Raw genomic sequence first — 26,466 nt, forward strand, 5'->3', positions numbered from 1 at the left:
TAATTAACAGTTTGGGTAACTTGTTTAACAAAACCCTAACATCTGTGGTCGCGATTTCTACATACCTTGAAAACTCAATCAATAAATCATTTTAAAATATGAAAACGAACAACAACCTTACAACATTATTTATGTGTCTTTTACTTAGTTTAAGTTTTAGCGCATTTGCACAATTAAACCTGCCACGCGGAAGTCAACAAGCTACTGTATCCCAAAGGGTTGGTATTTCTGATGTTTCAATAACCTATTCAAGACCAAGTGTAAATGGTCGTGAAGTATGGGGAAAATTGGTGCCTTATGGGATGAACAATCTTGGTTTTGGAACGGCTACTGAAGCACCTTGGCGCGCTGGAGCTAACGAAAATACCACCATTACATTTTCTCATAATGCTAAACTAGAAGGAAATCCTATTAAAGCGGGGACTTATGGTTTACATATTGAAGTTAAAGATGAAAACAACGCGACCATTATTTTATCTCATGATGCTAATGCTTGGGGAAGTTTTTATTATGATGCTTCTCATGATGTTCTACGTGCCGATGTGGTGACTAAAACGGCTGCGCATAAAGAGTTATTGACTTATGAGTTTACTAATGTGCAGCCTAAAGCAACAACGGCTTCATTGTTTTGGGAGAAAAAAGAAATTCCTTTTAAAGTTGAATTCGATGTTACCGATATTGTTTTAAATGATTTTAGAGATAAATCGATTGGCAATACAGGTTTTATTAGACAGAACTGGGAGAATATGGCTCGTTTTTCTTTAAATAATGGCGGCGACTTAAAAGAGGCTTTAGGTTGGATTGATGGTGCTATTGCAGGAAATTTTTATAGTCAGAAAACATTTAACAATCTAGCCATAAAAGGACAGATTCTTAATAAGCTTGGTAAAACTCAAGACTATGCCAAGCTCATGGATGAAGCCGCTGGTATGGCCAATAAAAACCAATTGAATACTTTGGGGTATCAAATGTTAGGAGCCAAGGATTACGATAGAGCACTTAAATATTTTAAGTTAAACATAGCAAATAACCCAACAGACGCTAATTCCTATGATAGTTTAGGTGAATGTTATAAAACTATGGGCGATAAGAAGAATGCTATTAAGTATTTAAAAAAATCGTTATCACTTAATCCGCCTGCTAATGTTAAGGCAAATTCAGAAAAACTTTTAGCTGAGTTAGAGGCTTCATAAAAAAATCATCAATCAAATTACAACAGTTATTAAAAGCTCAATCATTAATTTGGTTGGGCTTTTTTATCCATGAATAGTTTCGGATTTACCATAGTTTTTAATCACTTCAGCTTCAAAATCTATAAGCTCTTGCCAGCGTTTATCAACATCAATGTCTTTTCCATATTTGCGTGCAAAACCTATAAATGTGGTATAATGCCCAGCTTCACTAATCATTAAGTCATGATAGAATTTTGATAATTCTGGATCGCTTATTTTTTTTGAGAGTAATTTAAAGCGTTCACAGCTTCTTGCTTCTATCATGGCAGAAAACAATAGTCTGTCCACCATGCTTTGTAATCTGTTTCCACCTTTGTTCATGAATTTATAAAGCTCATTAACATAGCTGTCTTTGCGTTCTCGACCTAATTTATAACCACGTTTTTTAATAATATCGTGGACCATTTGAAAATGTTCCAATTCTTCTTGAGCTAAAAGGAGTAGGTCGGTAACTAAATCCTCATGTTCCGAGTTTAGGGTGATTATGGTTATGGCATTGGTTGCGGCTTTTTGCTCGCACCAAGCATGGTCTGTTAAAATTTCTTCAATATTTGACTCTACAATGTTTATCCAACGTGGATCTGTTGCTAATTTTAAACCAAGCATATTCTTTGTTTTTAGCAAATGTAGCTATTTTAGTATTTAGTATTCGGTCTTCAGTATTCAAGAGATATAATTCCAAATATTTTTATACTTACCAAGTTGTTTATAAGTGTTTAAAATGACATTATTTTCAGGAAGAGAGAGTGTGGGGTCTATTTTTAGAGTGCTTTTAGCGTGGTGTCTGGCGAGCTGTAAAATATGACTATCCTTAATAATATCTGCGATTTTTAAGTTTAAAACACCGCTTTGTTGTGTTCCCATGATGTCTCCTGGTCCACGTAAGCGTAAATCGACTTCGGCGATTTCAAAGCCATCGTTGGTTCTTACCATAGTCTCTAAACGTGTTTTACTATCGCTACTCAATTTGTGACTCGTCATTAAGATACAGTAACTCTGTTCTGCACCACGACCAACTCGGCCTCTGAGTTGGTGTAATTGCGATAGCCCAAAACGTTCGGCGCTTTCAATAATCATTACCGAAGCATTAGGTACATTAACACCAACTTCAATAACGGTAGTGGCTACCATAATTTGTGTTTCGCCTTTTATAAACCGTTGCATTTCATAGTCTTTATCTGCAGGTTTCATTTTACCATGCACAATTGATATTTGATAGTCGGGCATAGGGAAGTCTCTAGCGATACTTTCATAGCCGTCCATCAAATCTTTATAATCCATTTTTTCGCTTTCTTGAATTAAAGGGTAGACAATATATATCTGTCGTCCTTTGTCAATTTCATCACGAATAAACTTGAAAACATTGAGCCTGTTTTTATCATAACGATGAACTGTTTTTATAGACTTCCTACCAGGTGGTAATTCATCAATTATGGAGATGTCTAAATCACCATAAACAGACATAGCTAAAGTTCGTGGAATTGGTGTTGCAGTCATTACCAAAATATGTGGGGGAGATGTGTTTTTACGCCATAATTTACTTCGCTGTGCAACCCCAAATCGGTGTTGTTCATCAATGATGGCAAGTCCTAAATTCTTGAATTTTACTTTGTCTTCAAGTAATGCATGTGTGCCAATAAGTATCTGTAATTCGCCATTTTCTAATGATTCATGTATAATTCGTCTTTTTGAAGTTTTAGTTGAACCTTTTAATAGTGAAATGCTGATATTTAACTTGTTACAAAACTCTTGCAATCCATTAAAGTGTTGGACTGACAAAATTTCAGTTGGGGCCATTAAGCAGGCTTGAAAACCATTGTCAAGTGCTATTAACATTGCCATAAAAGCTACAATGGTCTTTCCTGAACCTACATCACCTTGTAAAAGGCGATTCATTTGAGCATTACTTCCCAAATCAGCACGAATTTCTTTTAAAACACGTTTCTGTGCTCGAGTCAATTCAAAAGGTAAATGATCTTTGAAAAAGGAATTAAAATAGTTGCCAACATGTTCGAAAGGGAAGCCTTTTATCTTGGATTTATGGATTAGATTTTTAATGATTAATTGCAATTGAATATAAAATAACTCTTCAAATTTTAGTCGAAATTGAGCACGGGAAAGTAGTTCTTGGGTTTTTGGAAAATGCACATTAAAAAGAGCAGATTGCTTGTTAATTAATTTTAATTCAGAACGTAAACCATCTGGTAAAGTTTCCGCAAACTTTCCATTGGTTTCCAAAAATAATTGTTGCATGATTTTGCTAATCACACGATTTGAAATGCCTTTATTCGATAGTTTTTCTGTAGAAGGGTATATGGCTTGCATGGCAGAACGTAGGTTTTTTTCATGTTCTTCTTGCGGTTCCAATTCTGGATGCGCCATATTGAATTTTCTATTAAACCAATTGGTTTTTCCAAAAGCAACATAAGGTTTGTTTAGCTTTAAGTTTTCTCTAATCCATTTTTGTCCACGAAACCAAACCAATTCCATGGTGCCTGTGTCGTCTTGAAACGTTGCTACCAATCGTTTTCCTCGTTTTTGGGCAACCTCTTTAAACCCAGTGATTTTTCCAACAACTTGTACATCGGCGTTATTACGTTGCAATTGATTGATTTTGTAATATTGCGTTCTATCTATATACCTGTTTGGAAATAAGTTAATTAAATCTTGATAGGTATGAATGCCCAGCTCCTTGCGTAGTAAATCGGCACGATTTGGACCAACGCCTTTTAAGTAATCTATAGGGGTTTGAAGGTTGACAGACATAAAAGCGAATTTAATTAATTCTCACGAAAAGGTGAATCTTATCATGTTGGAACTTTTAAGATTCTTATTAAAGTGGTAATTTGGTCTAATACTTGTTAGATTTTAAATATGAAAAACTTAATGCTTCTTTTATTTCTATGTATTTCTTCTTTTGTATTTGCACAACAAACGGAATATGTTGATTTTAAAACAGCTAAAGCAGATTTGAAAATCATGCCTTTTGGAAAAGAAATAAAAGGGACTGTAATTTACGAATTTGAAATATTAAAGGATATCGATTCGATTTTTATTGATGCTAACAATTTTATTCATTTAGAAGCTCTTTTTAGCGAGAAAATTTATCATGATTATAATGGTAAGCAAATTGTTATTAGAGCTAATTTTGAAAAAGGAAAAACATATCAAGTAGATATTGGTTTTGTAACTAACCCTAAAAAAGCTATGTATTTCATAGATTGGGATTATCAAGATGGAAACAGGCAAGTCTGGACACAAGGTCAGGGTAAATACACTAGCAATTGGCTGCCAAGTATTGATGATATGAACGATAAAATTGAATTTGATTTATCAGTCACTTTCGACAAAGATTATGAAGTCATTGCTAATGGTTATCTAGCAGATAAACAAATTAACGAAACTACAACAACCTGGCATTACGATATGCAAAAGCCTATGTCAAGTTACTTATTGGCATTAGCTATTGGTAAATACCATAAAAAAACAGAGTATTCCAAAAGCGGTATTTCTTTAGAGATGTATTATTATCCAGAAGATTCATTAAAAGTTGAGCCGACCTATCGATATACCAAACAGATGTTTGACTTTTTGGAAAACGAAATAGGCGTCTCATATCCGTGGCAAAATTATAAGCAAGTCCCTGTAAAAGATTTTTTATATGCAGGTATGGAGAATACTGGTACTACTATTTTTTCGGATGCTTTTGTAGTGGATTCTATTGCTTTTGTAGATAAAAATTATGTGAATGTTAATGCCCATGAATTAGCGCATCAATGGTTTGGTAATTTAATTACTGAAACTTCAGGAACACATCATTGGTTACAAGAAGGTTTTGCAACCTATTACGCATTATTGGCTGAACGTAGCGTGTTTGGTTATGATTATTACTATTGGCGATTATACGAATACGCTCAGGAATTGTTAGATCAAGATAGAGCAGGAGGCAGCACGTCATTATTAGACCCAAAATCAAGTAGTACGACATTTTATAAAAAAGGGGCTTGGGCGTTGCATATGTTAAGAGAAAAAGTAGGAAACAAGGCTTTTAAAACTGCTGTTAAAACATATTTAGAAACCCACAAATTTAAAAATGTAGAAACCAATGATTTTATAAAAGAATTAGAAATTGCCAGTGAAAAGGATTTAAGTGGCTTTGTAAAAACGTGGCTTCTCAATAAAAAATTTGATTATGATGCAGCTTTGGATAGTTTGGCTAAGTCAACTTTTATTCAAGAGTATTTAATGGTTGACTGTGAGGTGTATACATCCAAGTGTAAGAAATATTTGTTATCCGGAATTTCTAAGAAAGCTAAAAGAAAAATCGTTTCGCAAATTCCTAATCATATAAAAAAGGAGGATTTTAAAAACCATTTAAAAGTTCGTCAAGCCATTGCTCAATCTTTGCCAAAAGTTCCTGTAAAATTAAAAACAGATTACGAATCACTTTTGGATGACAAATCATATTTAACTATTGAAGTTGCCTTATTTAATTTATGGAAAAGCTTTCCTAAAGAGCGAAATAAATATTTAAACAAAACAAAAGATATTCAAGGGTTTAATGATAAAAATATTCGAATGCTTTGGTTGACACTAGCTTTAATTACGGAAGATTATCAACTAGAAAACAAAAAGCAATTTTTTAATGAATTGATTAATTATACAAGTCCGAAATATGGTTTTGAAATTAGACAAAATGCGTTTCAATATTTAAATGAAATACAAGCTTGTAACATGTTATGCAAAGAGCGTTTAAAACAGGTAACCAAGCATCATAATTGGCAGTTTTCAAAGTTTGCTAAAAGGATGCTTAAAGATTAGTAATGTTATTGTTTGGTCGAGAGCATTCGGGGTTTTGCTGTGATTACTTTCGTCGTTCCAGATTAGCAGGGTTTCTACAAATTAAACAACCTGCTAAATAGGTGATTGAAAGTTCGTAAACACCATCGGTTCTGCCAATATCTGTCGTGTTTACATCATAAGAAAATCCAAAACGTAATTGTTCAAATTCTAGACCTACAAAGGCATTTATTGAAGTTAGTAAATGGCTATTTGAATTGTTTTTCGCAGGATTAGTAACAGCCATAGCGCCTAGCATTAATTTTTCTAGCTTTATGGTCGCGCCAATATCTAATCGATTGTATTCGCCTTGTTGCATGTAGTTTGCAGAAATAATCATGTCATTATAATCAAAATACGGGAATTTGTAATTGGCATGTAATGAATAAAAAATATCTAACGGTACATTGCCATTTTCAACAAATGAAATATTGGGCTTGTTTAAGTGTTTTATTGAAGCACCCAGCCATAAATCGGTGTCATTTCTGGTGTTTTTTTTATCGAAAACAAAACCAGCTGTAAAATCAAAAAAGTTTATCTTTCTATTAGCATTAATAGCGAATGGATCGGATGAACTTGGATTTATGGTTCCGGAATTAATATTAATTTGATCAGATAAAACTAAGTTTCCAAAGTTAAAGGATTTTGCCCCAAAACCAACTTCAACAGCGGGTCTGAAATACCAATCGTTAGCCAATCTTACATGGTAAGCAAAGTTTATGTTGCCTTGTAAATGGTTGTAGTTGGTATTGTTTTCATGTTGGTTTAAAATGCTAAAACCAATACCACCTACATCTTCAATCCAAGAATTATAAAAAGCGTATTCGGTATCTACTCTTAAATCCAGGCTAGGCCATTGTGTTCTATGAATTAAACCAAAATACGAAGCGTCTTCAAAACCAGAAAATCCTGGGTTTAAAGTTTCAGGAACTAAAAAGTATTGAGAAAAAATGGGATCTTGAGCATGTACTTTTATTGAAAAGTAACTTATAAGGATTAGGGTCGCTATTTTAAATTTCATCTTTTGTAGTTACTTTATTTAATTGATACAAATGCCCCTTTTCTAGTAATGGTAGCTCCATAAAATGTTTTGGCTTCAAGCGTGAAATAATAATTTCCATTTTCGGCTTCTGCGTCGTTTATTTTGCCATCCCAACCTTTTATATTGTCTCCTTTTTCAGAATAAATCATACTGCCCCAAGTGTCATAAATGTTGAGTGTGATATCGCTTAATGCAATTGATTCTGGAACAAAATAAGCATTCATGGTATCTCCATTTGGAGTAAAGGCGTTTGGCATTACAATACTATAACCTTTTTCGACATTTAGAATAATCTGTTTAGTGTAAACACATCCAAATGGGTAGGTTACGGTTTGTATTACGGTGTAATTGCCTTCGTTAATATATATATGAGCTGGGTTTTCTTCTGCTGAAAAATTACCATCTCCAAAATCCCAAGACACTGAAATATAATCACCAATAGCAGTATTTGTAAACTGAATAGGATCTTGTATAGAATAAAACCCGAATGTACTGAATGCATTTGATGTTACTGTGAAATCTGCATCACCTAAAACAGGAATTTCTACATTGTATGAAAAATTGGTTGTGCAACCTAAGCTATCAGAAACATCAATAATAACCAAACCGTTTTGGTTTGTGTTCATTGTTTCGCCATTTGTCCCACTAACTACTCCACTAGACCAATTTATAGTGTAAGGAGGCACGCCTCCAGATACTTGAGCAACAAAAGATTGGTCAACTGTTTTGGTGTCACAATCAAAATCGGTAACTGTATCTACATTGACTTCTAGAGGGGTAAACCTATTGATAGGCCAATCTCCAGAAATTTGACAATTATTAGCATCATTTATGGTAACAGAATAGTTTCCTGGAGGAATGTTGTTTAAATCTTCTGTAGTTGCTCCATTTGACCACGAATATGTTAAAGGTAGTGTGCCTCCTGTAACAATTAAATTAATGGCTCCGCTATTGGAATCATTACAATCTAGAGCATCTGTTGTATTAGCTGAAAGTGCTAGTTCATCAGGTTCGGTAATTGTAAAAGTTTCAGTGATAATACAAGGCGTGCCATCCGTAATGGTTACGGTATAGGTGCCTGGTCCAATGTTATTGCGTTCAATGCCTGCAGTAGCATCATCATCCCAAGCGAGTGTTACGGGGGCTATGCCACCAATGAGATTTAATACAATTCGTGCATCACTTTCTCCAAAACAAGACACATTATTTACGTCTGGTGTTATGCTGAAAATTGGAGCTTCATCAATAACTATATTGGCTTGTTTTATGCAATTGGTATTGTCTGTTATAGTAATAATATAAGTCCCTGCAGATAAATTTGTTTGTGCCATTCCGGATCCTAAATTACTCCAAGCAATGGTGTAAGGCGGATTCCCTCCAGATATATTGTTAATAGTTATAGAGGCATCGTTATCACCATAACATTCAATTTCTGTTGCAGTATAATCTATAATAATTTCATCGGTTTGAATTAAAATAACTTCTAAGGTATCTGTACAATTGGATTTATCGGTTACCGTTAGGTTGTAGGTGCCAGCAAATAACCCTGTTAGATTTTGAAGATTGCTGGTAAATCCATTGGGTCCTATCCAGGAGTAAGCATAATCAAAGGTTCCAGCGCTAACCTCAATTAATCGCCCACCGGAAACATTAACATTAATTTCGCCTGTAGCATCCCCAAAGCAAATAATATTGACTTGATTTGTAAGGTTAGCATTCAATTCTGCAGGTTCGATTATTGAGAAATTTTGAACAATAGGAGTGCAGTTATTAGCATCAGTTACGGTTATTTCATAATTGCCAGGACCAAGGTTTGTTAAATCTTCGTTAGTTGCAAAGGCCATTCCATTTCTTGTCCAATTATAAGTGTATGGTGTTGTTCCTCCAAATATTTCGAGGCCAATGGTGCCGTCATTTGCTCCGAAACAAGAAATGGTTTCAGGATCGAAATCGATGGTACTAAAAATCAATTCATTAGGCTCGGTAATTGTAAAGTTTCTTGTGAATGGACAACCGCCAAGATCATTAATGATTAAGGTGTAGTTGCCAGGTTCTAAATTACTAATATCCTCATTTGAGCTAGTAAAGCCATTAGGGCCGGTCCAAGAAATCTGGTATGGATTTCCTGTTGTAAATGGTACGCCACCAGCTATCGATATGTCAATTGAACCAGTATTTGATAAATAACAGTCGCTGTTTATAAGATTGTCGCTAATACTAATTGATGGATTAACTGTTATGGTAACTTGAAAATCATTACCAATACAAATACCAGAAGTTGGTGTAACTGTGTAGGTTACAGTTGAAGGATTTGTGGTATTGTTTACCAAGGTTTGGCTGATGTTATTTTGAGGAGTACTTTCATTTAAAGCACCAGTTACAGTGCCTAAGGGATTGATGACAGGATTGGTCCATGTGTAAGTTGTTCCAACAGGAGCAATGTCGCCTCCAGAATTATCTGGTGCAATAGTAAACGCATTACCGCTACAAATAATATCTGTTTTTGGATTGATACTTGGTGTTTGATTGATTGTGATTTCTGCAATATTAGAAGTGATCTGAGTACAGCCACCTGAGGAAAAAGTAATAATAGCGTAATAATACATAGTGCCGACTGTTCCTGAAGGTGGATTATAAGAGGTGTCAGTTTCACCAGTAATGGCCATTCCCGTTGTTGAATCGTTTACAGTATTAGAATACCATTGATAGGTTGGTGTGCCTACGCCGTTTGCGTAAGAAATGGAAAGCTGATTTAATGCATCGCCTAAACAATAGGTATCTGAAATAGGTTGTGTCGTAAAAATTGGAGCAGGATTTACATTGACTTCCGATGTGTTGCTAACCACACTACAACCCGCACCTGGTTGGGTGATAATAGCGTAATAATATAATGTTCCAACGGTTGTGGTTGGTGGTGTGAATATACTGTTTGTTGCTCCAGAGATTAATGTTCCGCCAGAATTTGAGTTTGTGGTATTACTGTACCATTGGTAGTTGTATATATTACCTAATCCGCCACTAACTGTTACCTCTAAATCTTGTGGTGTAATACCTTGGCAGAGTGTTTGGGTGGTTATAGGTTGTGTAGTTATAATAGGGTCGTCTACAACAATTACTTCAGCGACTTCACTTGTTGTGTCACTACAACCACTTCCAGTAAGTGAAATGATTAGATAATAATAATAGTTGCCAGAAACGTTAAAAGTAGGAGGGGTATAGTTGATATTATTTGCTCCAGCTATAATTGTTCCTCCAGTATTAGAATTGGTAGTATTGTTATACCATTGGTAGCTTATTGTGCCCGTACCCCCAGAATGTGTTACAGAAAGCGCGGAAGCAATATCGCCACCATTACAAATACTTTGTGTTGGTATAGGGTTGGTGTCTATTTGAATGCCATCAACGATTTCTATTCTTGCCGTATTAGAAGTAATCTCATTACAACCAGCTCCAGATGTAAATGATGCAACACAATAATAATAAGTAATACCCACAGAGCTATTTGGAGGGGTGTAAGTTGAAGAGATCTCTCCGGTAATTAAAGTGCCGCCAGTATTTGAATTTATTGGGTTACTATACCATTGATAGGTTGGCGTACCTGGGCCGTTTACGGTAACAGATAATGTGTTTAGTGGCCCATTTAAACAAACGGTTTCAGGTAAAGGTTGGCTGGTGAATTCTGGAGCAGGATCCACAGTTATAACTAAGGTTACTGAACTGCCATCGCAACCACCAACTGATGGTGTAATAGTATATAAAATATCTTGAGAAATGGTATTTGAGTTAAAAATAGTTTGAACAGGAATAATATCTGTGTTTCCAGAAGCTATAAATCCAGTGACTCCAACTGGAGCTGTAGTTGTCCATGTATATGTTGTGTTTGTAATATCTGAGGTTAAAGTGATTTCTGAAGTGTCTGTCCCAGAACAAATAGTTTGCGTTAGATTGGTGTTCGTAATTGTTGGAATGGGGTTTACTGCAAAGTCTTCAGTATCTGTAGTTGTTCCACAGTTATTCGTTACACTAAATGTTATTTGGTAATTCCCAGGAGTGGCATAAACTATAGTGCCAGGATTTAAAGTGTTTGCAGTTGCGGGTGTTCCACCAGGAAAATTCCAAGTATATGTTGGGGTTTCTGAGTTTGGGGCACATGTATTGACCGTAGCAATGGGGTCTATAGATGCCATTCCACAAAAATCAGAAACAGGATTAATACTTGTAGTTGGAGGTCTTTTTACTTCTATGGTATCAGAAATTGAATCACTTCCACAAGAATTTGTTGTTGTTAAAGTTAGTGTATATGTGCCAGCTGTAATAAAACTTAAGGAAGGCGAAGCCGAGTTTTCATCTGTACCATTTGTAAAACTCCAGTTTTCAGGTGCTGTACCACAAAAGTCAGAACTATAAGTAACCTCCCATAGGTATGTGTCGTTTCCGCAACTTTCGCTTAAATCTGTATTATTCGTTGTTTCAACAGCAAGCGGCGAACAGCCATTGTTTGTGTTTAAGTTAAATGCTGCTATTAGTGCTGGTTCAATACATATGGTTTTAGTTATGGTATTGGTAACGCCACAAGAGTTTTCAGCATATAGCGAAACCGTATAGGTTCCGGGATTGGTGTATATATGGCTTGGGTCTCTTTGAGTAGATGTTGTTCCGTCTCCAAAATCCCAAAAATAACCATCATTAACACTACAGTCGTTACTGTATCCGTTCATTGATGTGTTAACAAATTGAACTGGAGTATTAACACAACTAATAGGTGGATCATCAAAATCTACTTCAGGTTTTCTTAAAATAACAATAGGGCCAGCTGTTAAATTGGTCTGTCCGCAAGATGTTGTAATAGCTAAAAAAACGGTGTAGCTATTTGGGCAGCTAGATTCGGTGTATGTATGTGGAATAGGAAAATCTTGTGAATTTGCAGGGTCCGAAGCATTAAAATAAACGGATGCTTCTAATTGTGCTTGCGTATAGGTTTCGGTAACAGTATCTCCAAAGTCGACAAAATAATTGGTATCGGGTGGGTTAGTGGCCCAAGAGCCAATAGCAAATTCAATAGGAGAAATAGGCGTACATAAATTTACGGTATTTCCAGGGTTAACAATAGCGCCAGTCGGGTTACTTGAGTTTTTTATTAAATAAGTAACCGTATTGTCGCAATTAGCTCCTATACCAGTTATTCTCATATTAAAAGATCCTAATTGTGTATATGTATGTGTGGCTGGAAAGGTAGCATTGGTTTCAATGGTGCTACCATCTCCCCAATCTATATTATAAGAGTTTATACAAGCAGAAGAAACATTATCTATGCCAACATTAATAGTATAGGAAGGGTCTGTAGTATTGTTTCCACAGTTGTTGAATGGGTTAAACTGATTATCTGTGTCAATAAATGATAAGTTTGGTTTTTCTTGAACAAGAACAGGTTTGGTTATGGAATTACTACAACCGTTAGTGTCGGTAACAGTAAGCGTTACGTTTACGTTTTCAGTACCGCAACCTACAGATGTAAAGATATGGGTTGGATTATTGGCTGTGCTTGTACTGCCATCGTCTGTAAAAGTCCAGCTATATGTAAACGGTCCATTTCCTGTAACATTTGAAGTGAAATTTACAGAAGTTCCAGCACATGCACCAGCATTATTAAATGTAAAATCTACAGTAGGTTCACTAACAACAACAGTTGCAGTATCGCTTGTATTTGTTGTGTCATTGGTGCTGTCTGTAACAGAAATAAGTTGGTAGATAAAAGTGTCTACAGTATTAGTGTTAACATTTATGCTTACAGAATCATTTGTCCCAATTGTACTTATGGTTTGATTTGCCCCACCATTTATAGTATATGTAAAGGTGTAAGGTTCATTTCCTCCAGAACCTGTAAAGGTTATTTGAGGAAAAGGGGTGTCATTTCTGCAGACTTCAGTTGAACCAGAAATTGATGCAGCTGGCGGAAGTGAATCATCTGCAATTGAGTTATCTGTAGTGGAAATGATTTTTTCTTTATGTGTAAAACCAATGTTATTTAAAGCAAAAACAGATAGGGTTATTATAAAAAAAGAGACGAATGTAAGAAAAAGATTCTTTTTCATGTAGAAAAAATATATTAATAGCAAACACTAAAATAAATATTCTTTTTTAATGAAACATTATTTTAATAGAATTAATATCATTTTTATGAATATATCCCCATTATTAGGTATGTAATTTTTCGATATAAATCATTTTGGATAGTTTTTTAATATTTTAAATGATTTTCAGAAGAAAATAATATCTTTATCTGGAGACTTTAAAAGACATAAGAAAACTTAAATGAGAGCATTGGTAATATCAGGAGGAGGCAGTAAAGGTGCATATGCAGGGGGTGTTGCTGAATATTTAATTAAAGAAGAAGGTAGGGATTATGATATGTTTTTAGGAACATCTACCGGAAGTTTATTAATACCTCATCTTGCAGCTGGAAAAATTGATAAAATCCATAAAGTATTTACTAATGTAAATCAAAGCAATATCTTTAGCGTAAACCCTTTTGTACTTCGTAAAAAGGGTAATAGGGAATTTGTATCTATAGATTTTTTAAACTCATTATGGCAGTTTATTAAAATGAAACGAACTTTTGGAGAAAGTAAAGCGCTGCGACGTTATTTAAAAAAGAATTTTACTTATGATGAATTCAAATTAATACGTGAAACCAAAGATGATGTCGTGGTTACGGTTTCCAATTTATCTAAAAACATCGTAGAATATAAATCTATAAGAGATTTTAGTTATGATGAATTTTGTGATTGGATATGGATTTCTTGTAATTATATTCCCTTTATGTCATTGGTCAAAAAAAATGGATTTGAATATGCTGATGGAGCTTTTGGTTGTGTCGTTCCAATTCGAGAAGCTATTTTGCGAGGCGCAAAAGAAATCGACGCTATTATTTTGGAGTCAGAAAGTATGCAATACAACAAAGTTCTTGGTAAGAATCCTTTTTCGTTAATGATTAGTTTATTTGGGCACTTATTAGATCAAGTAGAACGTAGTGATATTTTAATAGGTAAGCTGGCGGCAAAAAATAAAGACGTTAAGCTTAATTTGTATTACACACCTGCTAAGCTTACTGAAAACTCATTAATATTTAATAAAAAATTAATGACCTCTTGGTGGCAACAAGGCTATTATTATGCTAAGAAAAAGTGTGAGTATGCCCGTTCTAATGAGTTGCGTTTGGATAATTTACCATAAATCTGAAAGTTCATCTTTTATAAAAGATAATGCTGCATCACTAGGTGAACGACGTTCCATCATTTCTGTTAAAACCACTTCCCTTAATTTATTTGCTGTATCTGTTTTTTCAAGCATACTAGCCTTTCTTATAAGTTGAATAGTAGCGTTTTTTGCTGTAGTTATAATGCTCCAGCATTTGTCACTTATATATATTTGTTGCGATAAATTATGCTCAAATTCCTGTTCGATGTTTTGTATAAGTAAAGATTCATAATCTTCTTTATTTGAAGATGTTGGAGTTGTTCTTACAAGTAGTTTAGATGGTGAAATTCGTTCCAGAAAAATAGCCATACGTTCGTAAGCTTGAAGACGTAATGGCATGGCATTTACTTGCAAGTCTTTTTTAAGCAGAAAACGTCTACGACCATCTTCGTTTTTTGTGTGCTCTCTAAAAAAATAATAAGCAATAATTCCAGTGATTAATGAAGGAATGGTAAATAAAAAAAGGTCTATAATTCTACTAATTTCCATAAGGTATAGTTTTAGTTACAAACTTAATGGGTTTAAGTTTATTCTACAAGAAATTATTGGATAGTATAATAGGAGATTATTTTTCAAGTGAATCTCTGTGCAACTAGTTTTTAAAGCGACAGTAACTGAAAACTAATAACTCCCTCCCAAATATATACAATCCTTTAATGTTTGCATACCGTTAAATGGAACGGTAGTTTTCTCATACCTATATGTTCTGCTTAATTCTTTAGATAAGTTGTAGTCTCCTACATTTATTTCAATATCATCCATTTTAAATTGACAAGGATGTTCGTGTCCTGCAGCATGCGTGATTTCAATAAACTCTTTTCTAAAGGTTTTAAAATATTGAGCTAAGCGTTCAGATTTTAAAGTTGGGTCAATCCCATTTTGTAACCATTTGCTTTGTGTGGCTACGCCACTAGGGCAACGGTTTGTATGACATACCTGAGCCTGGATGCAACCAATACTCATCATGGCTTCTCTAGCTACATTTATACAATCTGCACCCATAGCAAATGCCATAGCAGCTTTGGCAGGAAATCCAAGTTTGCCGCTTCCTATAAATACAATACGTTCAGACAGGCCTTTGTTTTTAAAAAGACGATATAGATCGCTAAAACCATAAACCCAAGGTAAAGACATATGGTCAGCAAAACTTGGTGGAGCTGCACCTGTGCCACCCTCGCCACCATCAACGGTAATAAAATCAGGGCCTTTTCCGGTTTTAAGCATCATGTTAGCAAGTTCTTGCCATTGGTCTAATTTACCAATAGCAGCTTTAATGCCTACCGGTAAACCAGTAGCTTCTGCTATATTTTCAATAAAATCGACCATTTCTGGTACATTGGAAAATGCTTTATGGTTTGGGGGCGAAAGGACATCTTTACCAACCTCAACACCTCTAATATTTGCAATTTCTTTTGTGATTTTAGCTCCTGGTAAGACACCGCCTTTACCTGGTTTAGCACCTTGGGATAACTTAATTTCTATAGCTCTTATAAATGGATTGTCTTTAACCAATTGTATCATTTTTTCCATAGAAAACCCGCCGTCTTCAGTACGAACTCCAAAATAGCCCGTTCCAAAATGAAATACTACGTCGCCGCCGTTGCTGTGGTATGGAGATAAACCGCCTTCTCCTGTATTGTGGTAAGCACCAACGATTTTAATACCTTTGTTTAAGGATTCTATTGCTTTTGCAGAAAGCGAACCAAAGCTCATGGCAGATACATTTATAACCGATGCTGGACGAAATGGTCTTTTTCGTTTATTGAATTCACCCATAATTTTGGCACAAGGCAAAAAGGTTTTGTCTATTTTGTTAGGATGGTTTTCGGTTACTTTATAAGGCATCATAGCATTATTGATAAAAATGTGTTGATGGGCATAAATATCTCTATCTGTACCAAAACCTTCATAATTATTTTCTTTTTTTGCAGAAGCGTAAATCCAACCGCGTTCTATTCGATTAAAAGGTAATTCTTCCCTGTTGTTTGCCACGAAATATTGACGCATTTCTGGACCAATGCTTTCTAACCAGTAACGTAGGTGCCCAACAATAGGGTAGTTGTGGCTAATGGTATGTGACTTCTGAAAAAATATATCGCGTATGGCTACAATTGCGAGAACAATTAAAACCCAACCCCACCAAGCTATGTTTGATAAAAAATCTAATAGTACGTCCATTTTAATTGTTTAAAAAATCAAAAGTTATTTGTGTAAATGCTTTTACACCTAAAATTAATCCACTTTCATCAATTAAAAAGTCAGGTGTATGATGGAGTGGAGGGTTGGTTGTATTTTTTGGTTTTCCACCTAAATAAAAATAAAAACCTGGGATTTTTTCTTGATAATATGAAAAATCTTCCCCAATAGTTTCTGCTTTTATTTGTAGAACATTGTTTTGTCCAGCAACCTGCTTTAATGATGGTAACATTTGCGAAACTAAATTATGATTGTTGTAAGTAACGGCCGTGAAATTTTCAAATACAATAGAAGCTTCGCCACCATAAGCTTTAGCAATGGTTTCGGTCATTGCTTTCATGCGTTTCATAATATGGGTTTTCATTTTAGGGTCTAAAGTTCTAAGCGTTCCAATAAGTTCGGCGCTTTCAGGAATAATATTAAATCGAACACCGCTAGTAATCTTACCAACACTAATAACCGCAGCTTCATTAATGAGTTCGGATTCCCGACTGATAATGGTTTGTAAACCATCTATAATTTTTGCTGAAATAAGAATTGGGTCAACACCTAACCAAGGTTCAGAACCATGGGTTTGTTTGCCTTTTACATTAATAGTAAAACGCTCTACAGCAGCCATAGCACCACCTGGTTTATAATGAATCTGACCAACATCTACACCAGATCTGATGTGTAACCCAAAAATAGCGTCCACTTTAGGGTTTTCTAAAACGCCCTCTTTTATCATTAATTTGGAGCCACCTTCTTCACCAGGAGGTGGTCCTTCTTCCGCAGGTTGAAAAATGAACTTTACCGTACCTTTAATCTGGTCTTTGTTTTTTGAAAGAATTTCTGCAACACCCATTAAAATAGCAGTATGTGCATCGTGCCCACAAGCATGGGCAACACCAGTTTTAGTGCCCAAGAATTCGGTTTCAATAGTCGATTTATATGATAAATCATTGCGTTCGGTAACGGGTAGCGCATCAATATCTGCTCTTAAAGCAATGGTTTTTCCTGAAGAGTTCCCTTTCAATAGGCCAACGACTCCTGTGTGCGCTATACCTGTGCTAACTTCTAAACCTAAAGCTTCTAGATGTTCTGCAATGGTATTGGCTGTTTTAAATTCTCTATTTGATAATTCTGGATTTTGATGAAAATGTTGGCGCCATTCAATGACCTTGGATTCTACATCAATAAACTGTTTTTCTAAATTATTCTGTCCGTAGATATTGATTATTCCGAAGAAAGACAATAGACATATGAGGTGCTTCATAAGAAAGGTAAAATTTTTTCAACATTAAAGATATTCAAAATTTACTAAAGCGTAGCACAAGTGTTAATTGTTTATAATTATTAATAATTACGCTTAAATAAAAGGATAACAATGGTTATTTTCACGTGATAAAATTGAAGATGATTTGGAAAAGTATTTAAGCCAATTAAATGACGCCCAATTAGAGCCAACAATTCAAATTGATGGACCAATGATTGTTATTGCTGGAGCAGGTTCTGGAAAAACGCGTGTGCTTACCTATCGTATTGCTTATATGATGAGTAAGGGTATTGATCCATTTAATATCTTGTCGCTAACCTTTACGAATAAGGCCGCCCGAGAAATGAAGGGCCGTATTGCTAGTATTGTTGGTGCAAGTGAAGCTAAGAATTTGTGGATGGGAACGTTTCACTCCGTGTTTGCTAAAATTTTACGGATTGAAGCAGATAGGTTGGGTTATCCAAGTAATTTTACGATTTATGACACTCAAGATTCTGATAGATTGATTGCTTCTATTATCAAAGAATTACAACTAGACAAAGATATTTATAAATACAAACAAGTACGTTCTAGAATTTCATCTTATAAGAATAGTTTGATTACCGTGCGTGCCTATTTTCAAAACCCAGAACTTAAGGAGGCTGATGCCATGGCCAGACGACCTCGTATGGGGGATATTTATAAAGCATATGTAGAACGCTGCTTTAAAGCAGGTGCTATGGATTTTGATGACTTACTGTTAAAAACTAATGAGTTATTAACACGTTTTCCTGAGGTTTTGGCTAAGTATCAGAATCGTTTTAAATACATATTGGTTGATGAGTATCAAGATACCAATCATTCGCAATACTTAATTGTTAGAGCCTTGTCCGATAAATTTCAAAATATATGTGTCGTAGGTGATGATGCGCAAAGTATTTATGCGTTTCGTGGTGCTAACATCAATAATATCTTGAATTTTCAGAAGGATTATGATGATGTAAAAGTATTTCGATTAGAGCAAAATTACCGTTCCACAAAAAACATAGTAAATGCAGCGAATTCAATCATAGATAAAAACCAGACAAAACTTGATAAAATAGTTTGGACTGCTAATGATGAAGGCGCAAAAATAAAAGTAAATCGGTCATTAACAGATGGTGATGAAGGGCGTTTTGTAGCGAGTACCATTTGGGAGAATAAAATGCAAGATCAGTTAAATAACAGTGATTTTGCTATTTTGTACAGAACCAATGCGCAATCGCGTTCCATAGAAGATGCCTTACGAAAACGAGATATTCCGTATAGAATTTATGGAGGCTTGTCGTTTTATCAGCGAAAAGAAATTAAAGATGTTTTATCTTATTTGCGATTGATAATTAATCCTGCAGATGAAGAAGCCTTAAAACGTGTTATTAATTTTCCGCCTCGTGGCATCGGACAAACGACAGTAGATAAGTTGATTGTATCTGCAAATGGTTATAACCGAACCATTTTTGAGGTCATGAAAAACATCGATAAAACGGATGTTAAGATTAACTCAGGAACCAAAACCAAACTTCAAAACTTTGTTACGTTAGTTGAAAGTTTTCAAGTATTAAATCAAACGGCTGATGTTTTTGAATTGGCAGAGCATGTTACAAGAACTACAGGGATAATAAAAGAGTTCAATAAAGATGGTACGCCAGAAGGGGTTGCCAAAATGGAAAATATTGAAGAGCTTTTAAATGGTATGAAGGATTTTGTTGAAGGACAAAAGGAAATTGCTGATACCACAGGATCTTTGGCTGAATTTTTAGAAGATGTAGCTTTGGCAACCGATTTAGACGCTGATAAAGGTGATGCGGACCATGTCGCTTTAATGACTATACATTTAGCAAAAGGGTTGGAGTTTCCAACGGTGTTTGTGGTAGGACTTGAAGAAGATTTATTCCCAAGTGCTATGAGTATGAATACACGTAGCGAACTAGAGGAGGAACGACGTCTGTTTTATGTAGCATTAACACGTGCCGAAAAGCAAGCCTATTTAACTTATGCCTTATCGCGTTACCGTTGGGGTAAATTAGTAGATTCTGAACCTAGCCGTTTTATTGAAGAAATAGACGAACAGTATTTAGATATTGTTACCCCTATTGAAGAACGTCGATTTAACCCGATGTTAAGTGCGGATATTTTTGGAGATCCAGAAACACCTCATGTAAACCCAAATAAAATTAGATACAAACCCGCAAAGCAACCCGTATTTAAAAAAGGAAGTACAACAAGAAAAGAACCAGAAAAGTTCCAAGTAACAACGCCAAAAAACTTAAAACCTGTTGCAAAAACTAGTAGTTCCGATAGCAATCGGGATACGAATTTATTCGATAGTAAATTGGCAGTTGGTAATATGGTTAAGCATATACGCTTTGGAACGGGAGAGGTTATGAAAATTGAAGGCACAGGGGGTGATGTTAAAGCTGAAATAAACTTTCAACATGGTGGTATAAAAAAACTATTATTGCGTTTTGCTAAATTGGAAGTTATTGGTTAAATTAATTAGAAGTTTGATGAATCATGGCAGAGTTTTTTAAGATTTACGAAGAAAACCCTAACCCAAAACAGATTGAGAAAGCTGTAGCTGTTCTTAGGCGTGGCGGTATTATTATTTATCCTACCGATACGGTTTATGGCTTAGGCTGCGATATTACCAATATAAAAGCTTTAGAACGTGTAGCACAAATAAAGCAGGTGAAATTAGAAAAAGCTAACTTTTCTTTTGTTTGTCATGATCTTAGTAATTTAAGTGATTATGTAAAACAAATTGATACTTCAGTTTTTAAAATATTAAAACGAGCACTACCCGGACCATATACCTTTATTCTGCCAGGAGCTAAATCTTTGCCAAACCCTTTTAAAAAAAAGAAAACAGTTGGTATTCGGGTGCCAGACAATGCAATTGCTTTAGATATTGTAAGAGCACTTGGTAATCCTATTATATCGACTTCTATACACGATGAAGATGAAGTTATAGAATACACCACAGACCCAGAACTTATATTGGAAAAATGGGGTAATTTGGTGGATTTGGTAATTGATGGCGGTTATGGAGATAATGAACCTTCTACAGTTATTGATTTATCGGAAGATGAACCTATTATTATTAGAGAAGGTAAAGGGAATTTGGAGATTTTTTAAATTATTTTGAAATAGAAATTATATTTAATAATAGGCTTATACTAAACAACGCTTTATGAATTTAGCTAAAATAAATAGTGATATTCCCTTATTTGCTAACGACACTATTGTTTTTTGGTGTTTTGAGCATAACACTAGCGTTAATATTTTATACATCGAGTTTGCCTCGTTTTAATAAGTTTTATAATATAGTTCCTGCACTTTTATTATGTTATTTTATTCCCTCAATACTAAGTTCTGTTGGTTTAATTGCAGACAAATGGATTGATGTTTCGGCAACCATAAATCATTTGAAATCACTTTATGGGAATTTAGACGGTGTAACTAATTTAGAGACTTTAAAAGATTATGTTTTGCTAACAATATAGAGTCATTCGAATACTCGAAATTTTTAGGAGGCAGTAAATTGTATTATGTGTCTTCTCGATTTTTATTACCAGTATCGTTAGTGTTTTTAACAATGAGTATCGATTTAGAAGGTGTGTTTAAATTAGGTTCTAAAGCATTAATTATGTTTTTAATGGCAACAATTGGTGTGATGATTGGAGGCTCTTTAGCTATACTCTTTTTTAATTATGTAGCTCCAGATGTTTTGATTGCAGTTGAAGGAACAGAATTATGGAAGAGATTATCTACTGTTGCAGGAAGCTGGATTGGTGGAGGTGCTAATCAACTTGCCATGAAAGAACAATGATTTCAATGAACTTTATCGATCGTTAAACGAAGTCAGTTAATTTTTTTGATAAATAAAGTGTTATACTAAAAGGATATTGCAAATTTTGAGCCTAGTTAGCAATCTTGACCCTTTTGTAACGCCATAAAAAAAGCCCAACCTTTTAGTTGAGCTTCGTTTATTTTTTTAAAGTTGCTTAGTTACCACCGGCTGCAAGATTTTTCATTTCTTTTTCAATCATGTCATAAAACTGATCGATTTTTGGAAGTACAACAACACGTGTACGTCTGTTTTTTGCTCTATTCTCAGCAGTTTCATTATCCACTAATGGTACATAAGAACTACGTCCTGCAGCAATTAACTGGCCTGGATTAACACCAAGTTCTTGTAATACTCTAATAATAGATGTTGAACGTTTTACGCTTAAATCCCAGTTATCTAATAATACACCTTTTTGGTATGATTGGCTATCTGTATGACCTTCTACCATGCATTCAAAATCTGGTTTGCTATTTACAACTTTGGCTACTTTAGCTAATACATCCTTAGCTTTTGTAGTGACATTGTAGCTGCCGCTTTGGAATAATAACTTATCTGCAATAGAAATAAACACCACGCCTTTTTCAACATTTACTTCAATATCTGGGTCATTAATACCGACTTCGCGTTTTAAGCTTGTTACTAATGCTAAAGTAACGCTATCCTTTTGAGTAAGGGCGTCTTGTAGACGTGTAATTTTAAGCTCTTTTTCTTTAATGCTTTCTAAGGTTTTTTCAACATTACTTGCACCTTTAGCAGATAGCACAGTTAAGTTGTCATTACTTTTACGTAAATCTGCGACTTGCTCTTCTAGCGCTTTTGCTCTAGCTGATGAGGAAGCTCTGTCTTCTAAACAAGTATTTAATTTTACAGTTGCAGAGTTAAGTAAATCTTGAGTTTCTTTTTGTTTTGCTTGAAGATCTGTAAATTGTTTTTTTGTTACACATGAACTTAATAATAACATGACAGATACACTAAGTAATAAAACTTTTTTCATAATTATTTAAGGATTAACTTTTTGTATTAATTTTCACAAAAGTATATAAAAATCGGTCGTTTTCAACATTTTAACAAAACTTTTACTAACGAGTTATAAACTTTTATAGTTCTTTTTTTTAATTACGAAATAATCGAACACTATGGATGTTCTTTGGTAGTATTTTATTTTATTTTTTATGGATTTTCTTTGCCTTAATACTCGGTTTAGATAATAGTAAAAACTAAAATGAGCCTTTAATATAGCAAAGGTATGTTTGGGCCTAAATTCTAATAAAAATTTTATTCCAGCAATACCATCTAATATCAGTCGTATAAAAATAAGCTTTGGTAAAAAGCCCTTTGCGTTTTTGGTAAGTGCGAACAGGCTATTTCTAAAATTCAGAAATGTTTTTTTTGGATTAGATGCCTGTAAAGTTGCCCCACCTACATGGTAAACTTTTGAGTGACCAACATACTTAACGGAATAACCTAAATTTTTAGTGCGCCAGCATAAGTCTATTTCTTCTAAATGTGCAAAAAAGTGTTCGTCAAAACCGTTTAGTTCTTTAAAGGTTTTATTTGTAATAAAAAAGCAAGCACCCGATGCCCAAAATATTTCTGCAGTACCGTTATATTGTCCTAAGTCTTTTTCTAGAGTATTAAAAATTCTGCCTCTACAATAGGGGTAGCCATATTTGTCGATAAAACCTCCCGCAGCCCCAGCATATTCAAAGTAATCTTTCTTTTTGTAATCCAATAATTTGGGCTGAATAATAGCCGTGTTCGGATCCTCTTTAAAAGCCTTAATAATAGGAGTGAGCCAATTTTCGGTAACTTCAACATCACTATTTAAAAGACAAAAAATATCCGCTTCTATATGTTGTAAAGCATCATTATAGCCTTTCGCATAGCCACCGTTTTCTTTATTTTGAATAATGTTTATAAACGGGTAAGCCATTTTTACAAATGAAACAGAATCATCTGTAGAAGCATTATCTGCTACATAAATAGTAGCTTCTTTTGAATGTTCTACAACCGATGGTAAAAACTGTTCTAATAGTTTTTTTCCGTTCCAATTTAATATGACAATGGCTATTTTCAAGTTTGTGTTTATATGCTAGTTGGCTTAATGGTATACATTTATTAGTTATCTTTCACGTACTTTTGCATTACTATTATAAACAGAACACGATTTAGTGCTTACTATTATATTCAGGAATGTTCTTTAAAAACCGATATCTTTCATTTTCAAAATCCATTTGGCAATAATAATGATTTAATCCGTTAGTAACCATTAAATAGGTGGCGTTTAACTCTAAATTATAACGAGCAATTTGATCAAAAGTATCTTGTTTAATGTCAATTTTAGGTGCTTTACATTCTACAATTAAATGAATACTTCCGTTTGGATTAAAAACGACAATATCGTATCTTTTTTTTAATGTATTGATAGTCAGCTCTTTTTCAATATTAATTAAAGACTTAGGGTATCCTTTTTCTTCAATTAAATATTGAATACAATGCTGACGCACCCATTCTTCGGGCTGAAAAACCACAAATTTTTTACGAATACTATCGAAAATAGAAACTTTATTTTCGCTATTTTTGAATCTAAAGGAATACTTTGGAAAATTAAGTTCTTGCACACTGCATATGTTTATTTTTCAAAGTTAAGCCACAAAATGATAAATCACAATTTCTAAATTCCAAATTTAATTATTCACTAGGAATTTGGGACTTTTAACTTAAAAATGTTAAGACAATTTGGATGAAGTAAAACAACTAGTTACAGATGTAAAGAACGGTAATTTAAAACCGATTTATTTTTTAATGGGAGAAGAACCTTATTATATTGATAAGATTTCAGATTTTATTGAGACTACTGTTTTAGCTGAAGAGGAGCGTGGATTTAACCAAATGGTGTTGTATGGACGCGATGTATCCGTTGAAGATATTGTTGGTAATGCCAAACGGTACCCTATGATGGCAGAGTATCAGGTGGTTATTGTTAAAGAGGCCCAGGATTTATCCCGTACTATTGAAAAATTGGCTAAATATGCCGAACAGCCTCAACCCACAACTGTTTTGGTTGTTAATTATAAGTACAAAAAACTTGATAAACGTAAGACACTTTATAAAACATTAAAAAAGACAGGTGTAGTTTATGAAAGTAAAAAGCTTTATGAAAACCAAGTATCAGATTGGATTCGTCGTGTATTATCTCCCAAAAAATATACCATTTCGCCAAAAGCAGCGCAAATGCTTGTGGAATTTTTAGGGACAGATTTAAGTAAAATAAATAATGAATTGGAAAAGCTTCAGATTATTTTACCAGAAGGCACCCAAATTTCTCCTGATCATATAGAAGAAAATATAGGTATTAGCAAAGACTATAATAATTTTGAATTACGGAAAGCCATAGGAGAGAAGGATATTATTAAAGCGCATCGTATCGTTAATTATTTTGCAGAAAATCCTAAGGATAACCCTATGGTTGTTACCGTATCACTGTTATTTAATTTTTTCTCGCAATTACTTCATTTTCATGGATTAAAAGAAAAATCGCCAAGAAGTGTTGCTTCCGCATTAAAGATAAACCCATATTTTGTTAATGAATATATAACAGCCGCACGTTTTTACCCCATGCGCAAAGTTAGTAGTATTGTTTCTACTTTGAGGGAGTTTGATGTAAAAAGCAAGGGTGTTGGTTCAAATGCTATACCACAAGGCGATTTGTTAAGGGAATTATTGGTTAGAATTTTAAGCTAATTTTCATGTATTATGAATGTTGATATTCACCAAAGTTGGAAACATCATTTAGAAGAAGAGTTTAGTAAGCCATACTTTAAAGATTTATTAGGTTTTGTTAAGTCTGAGTATAGGACCCATACCTGTTTTCCCCCAGAAAGTCAAATTTTTAATGCGTTTAACTATTGTCATTTTAATGATCTTAAAGTGGTTGTTATTGGTCAAGATCCCTATCATGGTCATGAGCAAGCTAATGGATTATGTTTTTCTGTGAATGATGGTATTGCCCATCCACCATCATTAATTAATATATTTAAAGAAATTGAATTAGATATAGGAATTCCATATCCTAAAAGTGGTAACCTATTACGGTGGGCAACTCAAGGTATTTTACTATTGAATGCTACTTTAACGGTAAGAGCTCACCAAGCAGGAAGCCATCAAAAAAAAGGATGGGAAACTTTTACGGATACAATCATTAAAACCATAAATAACCAAAAAGAAGGCGTGGTTTTCTTACTATGGGGTGGTTTTGCTAAGAAAAAAATAAATTTGATTGATAGTCAAAAGCATAAAGTGTTGACCTCCGGGCATCCATCTCCATTAAGTGCTAATAGAGGTTATTGGTTTGGAAACAAGAATTTTAGAAATACTAATATTTGGTTGGAAGACCAAGGGGAAAAGAAAATAGATTGGTAGCTTATATGCACTTAGCTTTTTTTGTTTCTATGGTAAACATGGATTAGAAAACAAAGGCTTGCAATTAAAGAGAATACAAGAATAGTAGAGTAAATAAGGCGCATCATGTTAAAAAAATAATTAACATATAAGACACCAAAATACTTTTAAAAGTCACATTATTATTAAAAAGAAAAACAGAAGTTTTTTTATTAACTACCAGTAGGAGCAAGTACTACTGTTTGACTGGATGTCAAAGGTCTAAATATAACAGGTTTTCTGTCTTTTTTTCTTGTTTTTTCGATTTTATTACAACTAAACTTTAATAGTAATAAATTGACGATTACAAGTGCAATAACTGAAAGAGTAATTGTTA

General features: G+C 34.2%; 19 protein-coding genes. 9 read left to right on the top strand and 10 right to left on the bottom strand.

Annotated features, from left to right (window positions below; genetic code table 11):
- The first annotated feature begins 98 nt into the window (after positions 1 to 98).
- Positions 99 to 1,193 carry a DUF2911 domain-containing protein gene (locus ABD941_RS12050; RefSeq protein ID WP_345274391.1) on the top strand — a complete coding sequence of 365 codons (1,095 nt, stop codon included), beginning with the start codon at positions 99 to 101 and terminating at the stop codon, positions 1,191 to 1,193.
- A gap of 63 nt (positions 1,194 to 1,256) precedes the next feature.
- On the opposite strand, the gene ABD941_RS12055 is transcribed toward ABD941_RS12050, so the two are convergent.
- Complete coding sequence (locus tag ABD941_RS12055) at positions 1,257 to 1,838, bottom strand: MiaE family protein (protein ID WP_345274392.1); 582 nt, start codon at positions 1,836 to 1,838, stop codon at positions 1,257 to 1,259.
- A gap of 57 nt (positions 1,839 to 1,895) precedes the next feature.
- A complete protein-coding gene (gene recG / locus ABD941_RS12060; RefSeq protein ID WP_345274393.1) occupies positions 1,896 to 3,998 on the bottom strand; it encodes an ATP-dependent DNA helicase RecG in 2,103 nt (700 codons plus the stop codon).
- Positions 3,999 to 4,106: 108 nt separating this feature from the next.
- On the opposite strand from recG, the gene ABD941_RS12065 reads away from it, so the two are divergent.
- Positions 4,107 to 6,053: a M1 family metallopeptidase gene (locus tag ABD941_RS12065; RefSeq protein ID WP_345274394.1), complete on the top strand. Its 1,947-nt coding sequence runs from the start codon at positions 4,107 to 4,109 to the stop codon at positions 6,051 to 6,053.
- Positions 6,054 to 6,096: 43 nt separating this feature from the next.
- Here the strand turns inward: ABD941_RS12065 and ABD941_RS12070 are convergent, their stop codons facing one another.
- Together ABD941_RS12070 and ABD941_RS12075 are read right to left on the bottom strand one after the other, a co-directional pair.
- On the bottom strand, positions 6,097 to 7,092 hold the full coding sequence (locus tag ABD941_RS12070; RefSeq protein ID WP_345274395.1) for a PorP/SprF family type IX secretion system membrane protein: 996 nt from the start codon (positions 7,090 to 7,092) through the stop codon (positions 6,097 to 6,099).
- 14 nt (positions 7,093 to 7,106) lie between these two features.
- Complete coding sequence (locus tag ABD941_RS12075; protein ID WP_345274396.1) at positions 7,107 to 13,205, bottom strand: PKD domain-containing protein; 6,099 nt, start codon at positions 13,203 to 13,205, stop codon at positions 7,107 to 7,109.
- A gap of 220 nt (positions 13,206 to 13,425) precedes the next feature.
- Here ABD941_RS12075 and ABD941_RS12080 point away from each other — a divergent pair, with 220 nt between their 5' ends.
- Entirely contained in the window at positions 13,426 to 14,346 is a 921-nt protein-coding gene (locus ABD941_RS12080; RefSeq protein ID WP_345274397.1) for a patatin-like phospholipase family protein, read from the top strand.
- Here the strand turns inward: ABD941_RS12080 and ABD941_RS12085 are convergent.
- The 3 genes from ABD941_RS12085 to ABD941_RS12095 all read right to left on the bottom strand — a co-directional run bounded on the left by ABD941_RS12085 (position 14,338) and on the right by ABD941_RS12095 (position 17,821).
- Entirely contained in the window at positions 14,338 to 14,859 is a 522-nt protein-coding gene (locus tag ABD941_RS12085; protein WP_345274398.1) for a DUF7935 family protein, read from the bottom strand. The genes ABD941_RS12080 and ABD941_RS12085 overlap by 9 nt on opposite strands.
- A 132-nt stretch (positions 14,860 to 14,991) precedes the next feature.
- Positions 14,992 to 16,548 (bottom strand): FMN-binding glutamate synthase family protein, encoded by a 1,557-nt coding sequence (locus tag ABD941_RS12090; RefSeq protein WP_345274399.1) that lies wholly within the window; start codon positions 16,546 to 16,548, stop codon positions 14,992 to 14,994.
- A gap of 1 nt (position 16,549) precedes the next feature.
- The gene (locus tag ABD941_RS12095; RefSeq protein WP_345274400.1) at positions 16,550 to 17,821 is read right to left on the bottom strand and encodes an amidohydrolase; all 1,272 of its coding nucleotides are present in this window, start codon (positions 17,819 to 17,821) and stop codon (positions 16,550 to 16,552) included.
- A gap of 145 nt (positions 17,822 to 17,966) precedes the next feature.
- On the opposite strand from ABD941_RS12095, the gene ABD941_RS12100 reads away from it, so the two are divergent.
- The 4 genes from ABD941_RS12100 (at position 17,967) to ABD941_RS12115 (ending at position 21,668) form a co-directional block, all read left to right on the top strand.
- Entirely contained in the window at positions 17,967 to 20,330 is a 2,364-nt protein-coding gene (locus ABD941_RS12100; RefSeq protein WP_345274401.1) for an ATP-dependent helicase, read from the top strand.
- Between the two features lie 23 nt (positions 20,331 to 20,353).
- The gene (locus tag ABD941_RS12105) at positions 20,354 to 20,974 is read left to right on the top strand and encodes an L-threonylcarbamoyladenylate synthase (protein WP_345274402.1); all 621 of its coding nucleotides are present in this window, start codon (positions 20,354 to 20,356) and stop codon (positions 20,972 to 20,974) included.
- 92 nt (positions 20,975 to 21,066) lie between these two features.
- On the top strand, positions 21,067 to 21,342 hold the full coding sequence (locus ABD941_RS12110; protein WP_345274403.1) for a hypothetical protein: 276 nt from the start codon (positions 21,067 to 21,069) through the stop codon (positions 21,340 to 21,342).
- Between the two features lie 38 nt (positions 21,343 to 21,380).
- Positions 21,381 to 21,668 (top strand): DUF819 family protein, encoded by a 288-nt coding sequence (locus tag ABD941_RS12115; RefSeq protein WP_345274404.1) that lies wholly within the window; start codon positions 21,381 to 21,383, stop codon positions 21,666 to 21,668.
- A gap of 175 nt (positions 21,669 to 21,843) precedes the next feature.
- On the opposite strand, the gene ABD941_RS12120 is transcribed toward ABD941_RS12115, so the two are convergent.
- From ABD941_RS12120 to ABD941_RS12130, 3 genes are all read right to left on the bottom strand, one after another.
- A complete protein-coding gene (locus ABD941_RS12120; protein WP_345274405.1) occupies positions 21,844 to 22,683 on the bottom strand; it encodes an OmpA/MotB family protein in 840 nt (279 codons plus the stop codon).
- 93 nt (positions 22,684 to 22,776) lie between these two features.
- Positions 22,777 to 23,766: a glycosyltransferase family 2 protein gene (locus ABD941_RS12125; protein ID WP_345274406.1), complete on the bottom strand. Its 990-nt coding sequence runs from the start codon at positions 23,764 to 23,766 to the stop codon at positions 22,777 to 22,779.
- Positions 23,767 to 23,857: 91 nt separating this feature from the next.
- The gene (locus tag ABD941_RS12130; RefSeq protein ID WP_345274407.1) at positions 23,858 to 24,310 is read right to left on the bottom strand and encodes a type I restriction enzyme HsdR N-terminal domain-containing protein; all 453 of its coding nucleotides are present in this window, start codon (positions 24,308 to 24,310) and stop codon (positions 23,858 to 23,860) included.
- 118 nt (positions 24,311 to 24,428) lie between these two features.
- Between ABD941_RS12130 and holA the strand changes: the two genes are divergently transcribed.
- Together holA and ung are read left to right on the top strand one after the other, a co-directional pair.
- Positions 24,429 to 25,433 carry a DNA polymerase III subunit delta gene (gene holA, locus ABD941_RS12135; protein WP_345274408.1) on the top strand — a complete coding sequence of 335 codons (1,005 nt, stop codon included), beginning with the start codon at positions 24,429 to 24,431 and terminating at the stop codon, positions 25,431 to 25,433.
- A 12-nt stretch (positions 25,434 to 25,445) separates the two neighbouring features.
- The gene (ung, locus tag ABD941_RS12140) at positions 25,446 to 26,111 is read left to right on the top strand and encodes a uracil-DNA glycosylase (protein WP_345274409.1); all 666 of its coding nucleotides are present in this window, start codon (positions 25,446 to 25,448) and stop codon (positions 26,109 to 26,111) included.
- Positions 26,112 to 26,466: the final 355 nt, after the last annotated feature.

The sequence above is a fragment of the Flaviramulus aquimarinus genome (assembly GCF_039543205.1).
GTDB lineage: Bacteria > Bacteroidota > Bacteroidia > Flavobacteriales > Flavobacteriaceae > Flaviramulus_B > Flaviramulus_B aquimarinus.

Coding starts and splice junctions, on each gene's coding strand:
- ABD941_RS12055 (WP_345274392.1), bottom strand. CDS start 1,838: ATGCTTGGTTTAAAATTAGCAACAGATCCACGTTGGATAAACATTGTA.
- ABD941_RS12065 (WP_345274394.1), top strand. CDS start 4,107: ATGAAAAACTTAATGCTTCTTTTATTTCTATGTATTTCTTCTTTTGTA.
- ABD941_RS12080 (WP_345274397.1), top strand. CDS start 13,426: ATGAGAGCATTGGTAATATCAGGAGGAGGCAGTAAAGGTGCATATGCA.
- ABD941_RS12070 (WP_345274395.1), bottom strand. CDS start 7,092: ATGAAATTTAAAATAGCGACCCTAATCCTTATAAGTTACTTTTCAATA.
- ABD941_RS12090 (WP_345274399.1), bottom strand. CDS start 16,548: ATGGACGTACTATTAGATTTTTTATCAAACATAGCTTGGTGGGGTTGG.
- ABD941_RS12095 (WP_345274400.1), bottom strand. CDS start 17,821: ATGAAGCACCTCATATGTCTATTGTCTTTCTTCGGAATAATCAATATC.
- ABD941_RS12120 (WP_345274405.1), bottom strand. CDS start 22,683: ATGAAAAAAGTTTTATTACTTAGTGTATCTGTCATGTTATTATTAAGT.
- ung (WP_345274409.1), top strand. CDS start 25,446: ATGAATGTTGATATTCACCAAAGTTGGAAACATCATTTAGAAGAAGAG.
- ABD941_RS12105 (WP_345274402.1), top strand. CDS start 20,354: ATGGCAGAGTTTTTTAAGATTTACGAAGAAAACCCTAACCCAAAACAG.
- ABD941_RS12075 (WP_345274396.1), bottom strand. CDS start 13,205: ATGAAAAAGAATCTTTTTCTTACATTCGTCTCTTTTTTTATAATAACC.
- ABD941_RS12085 (WP_345274398.1), bottom strand. CDS start 14,859: ATGGAAATTAGTAGAATTATAGACCTTTTTTTATTTACCATTCCTTCA.
- recG (WP_345274393.1), bottom strand. CDS start 3,998: ATGTCTGTCAACCTTCAAACCCCTATAGATTACTTAAAAGGCGTTGGT.
- ABD941_RS12050 (WP_345274391.1), top strand. CDS start 99: ATGAAAACGAACAACAACCTTACAACATTATTTATGTGTCTTTTACTT.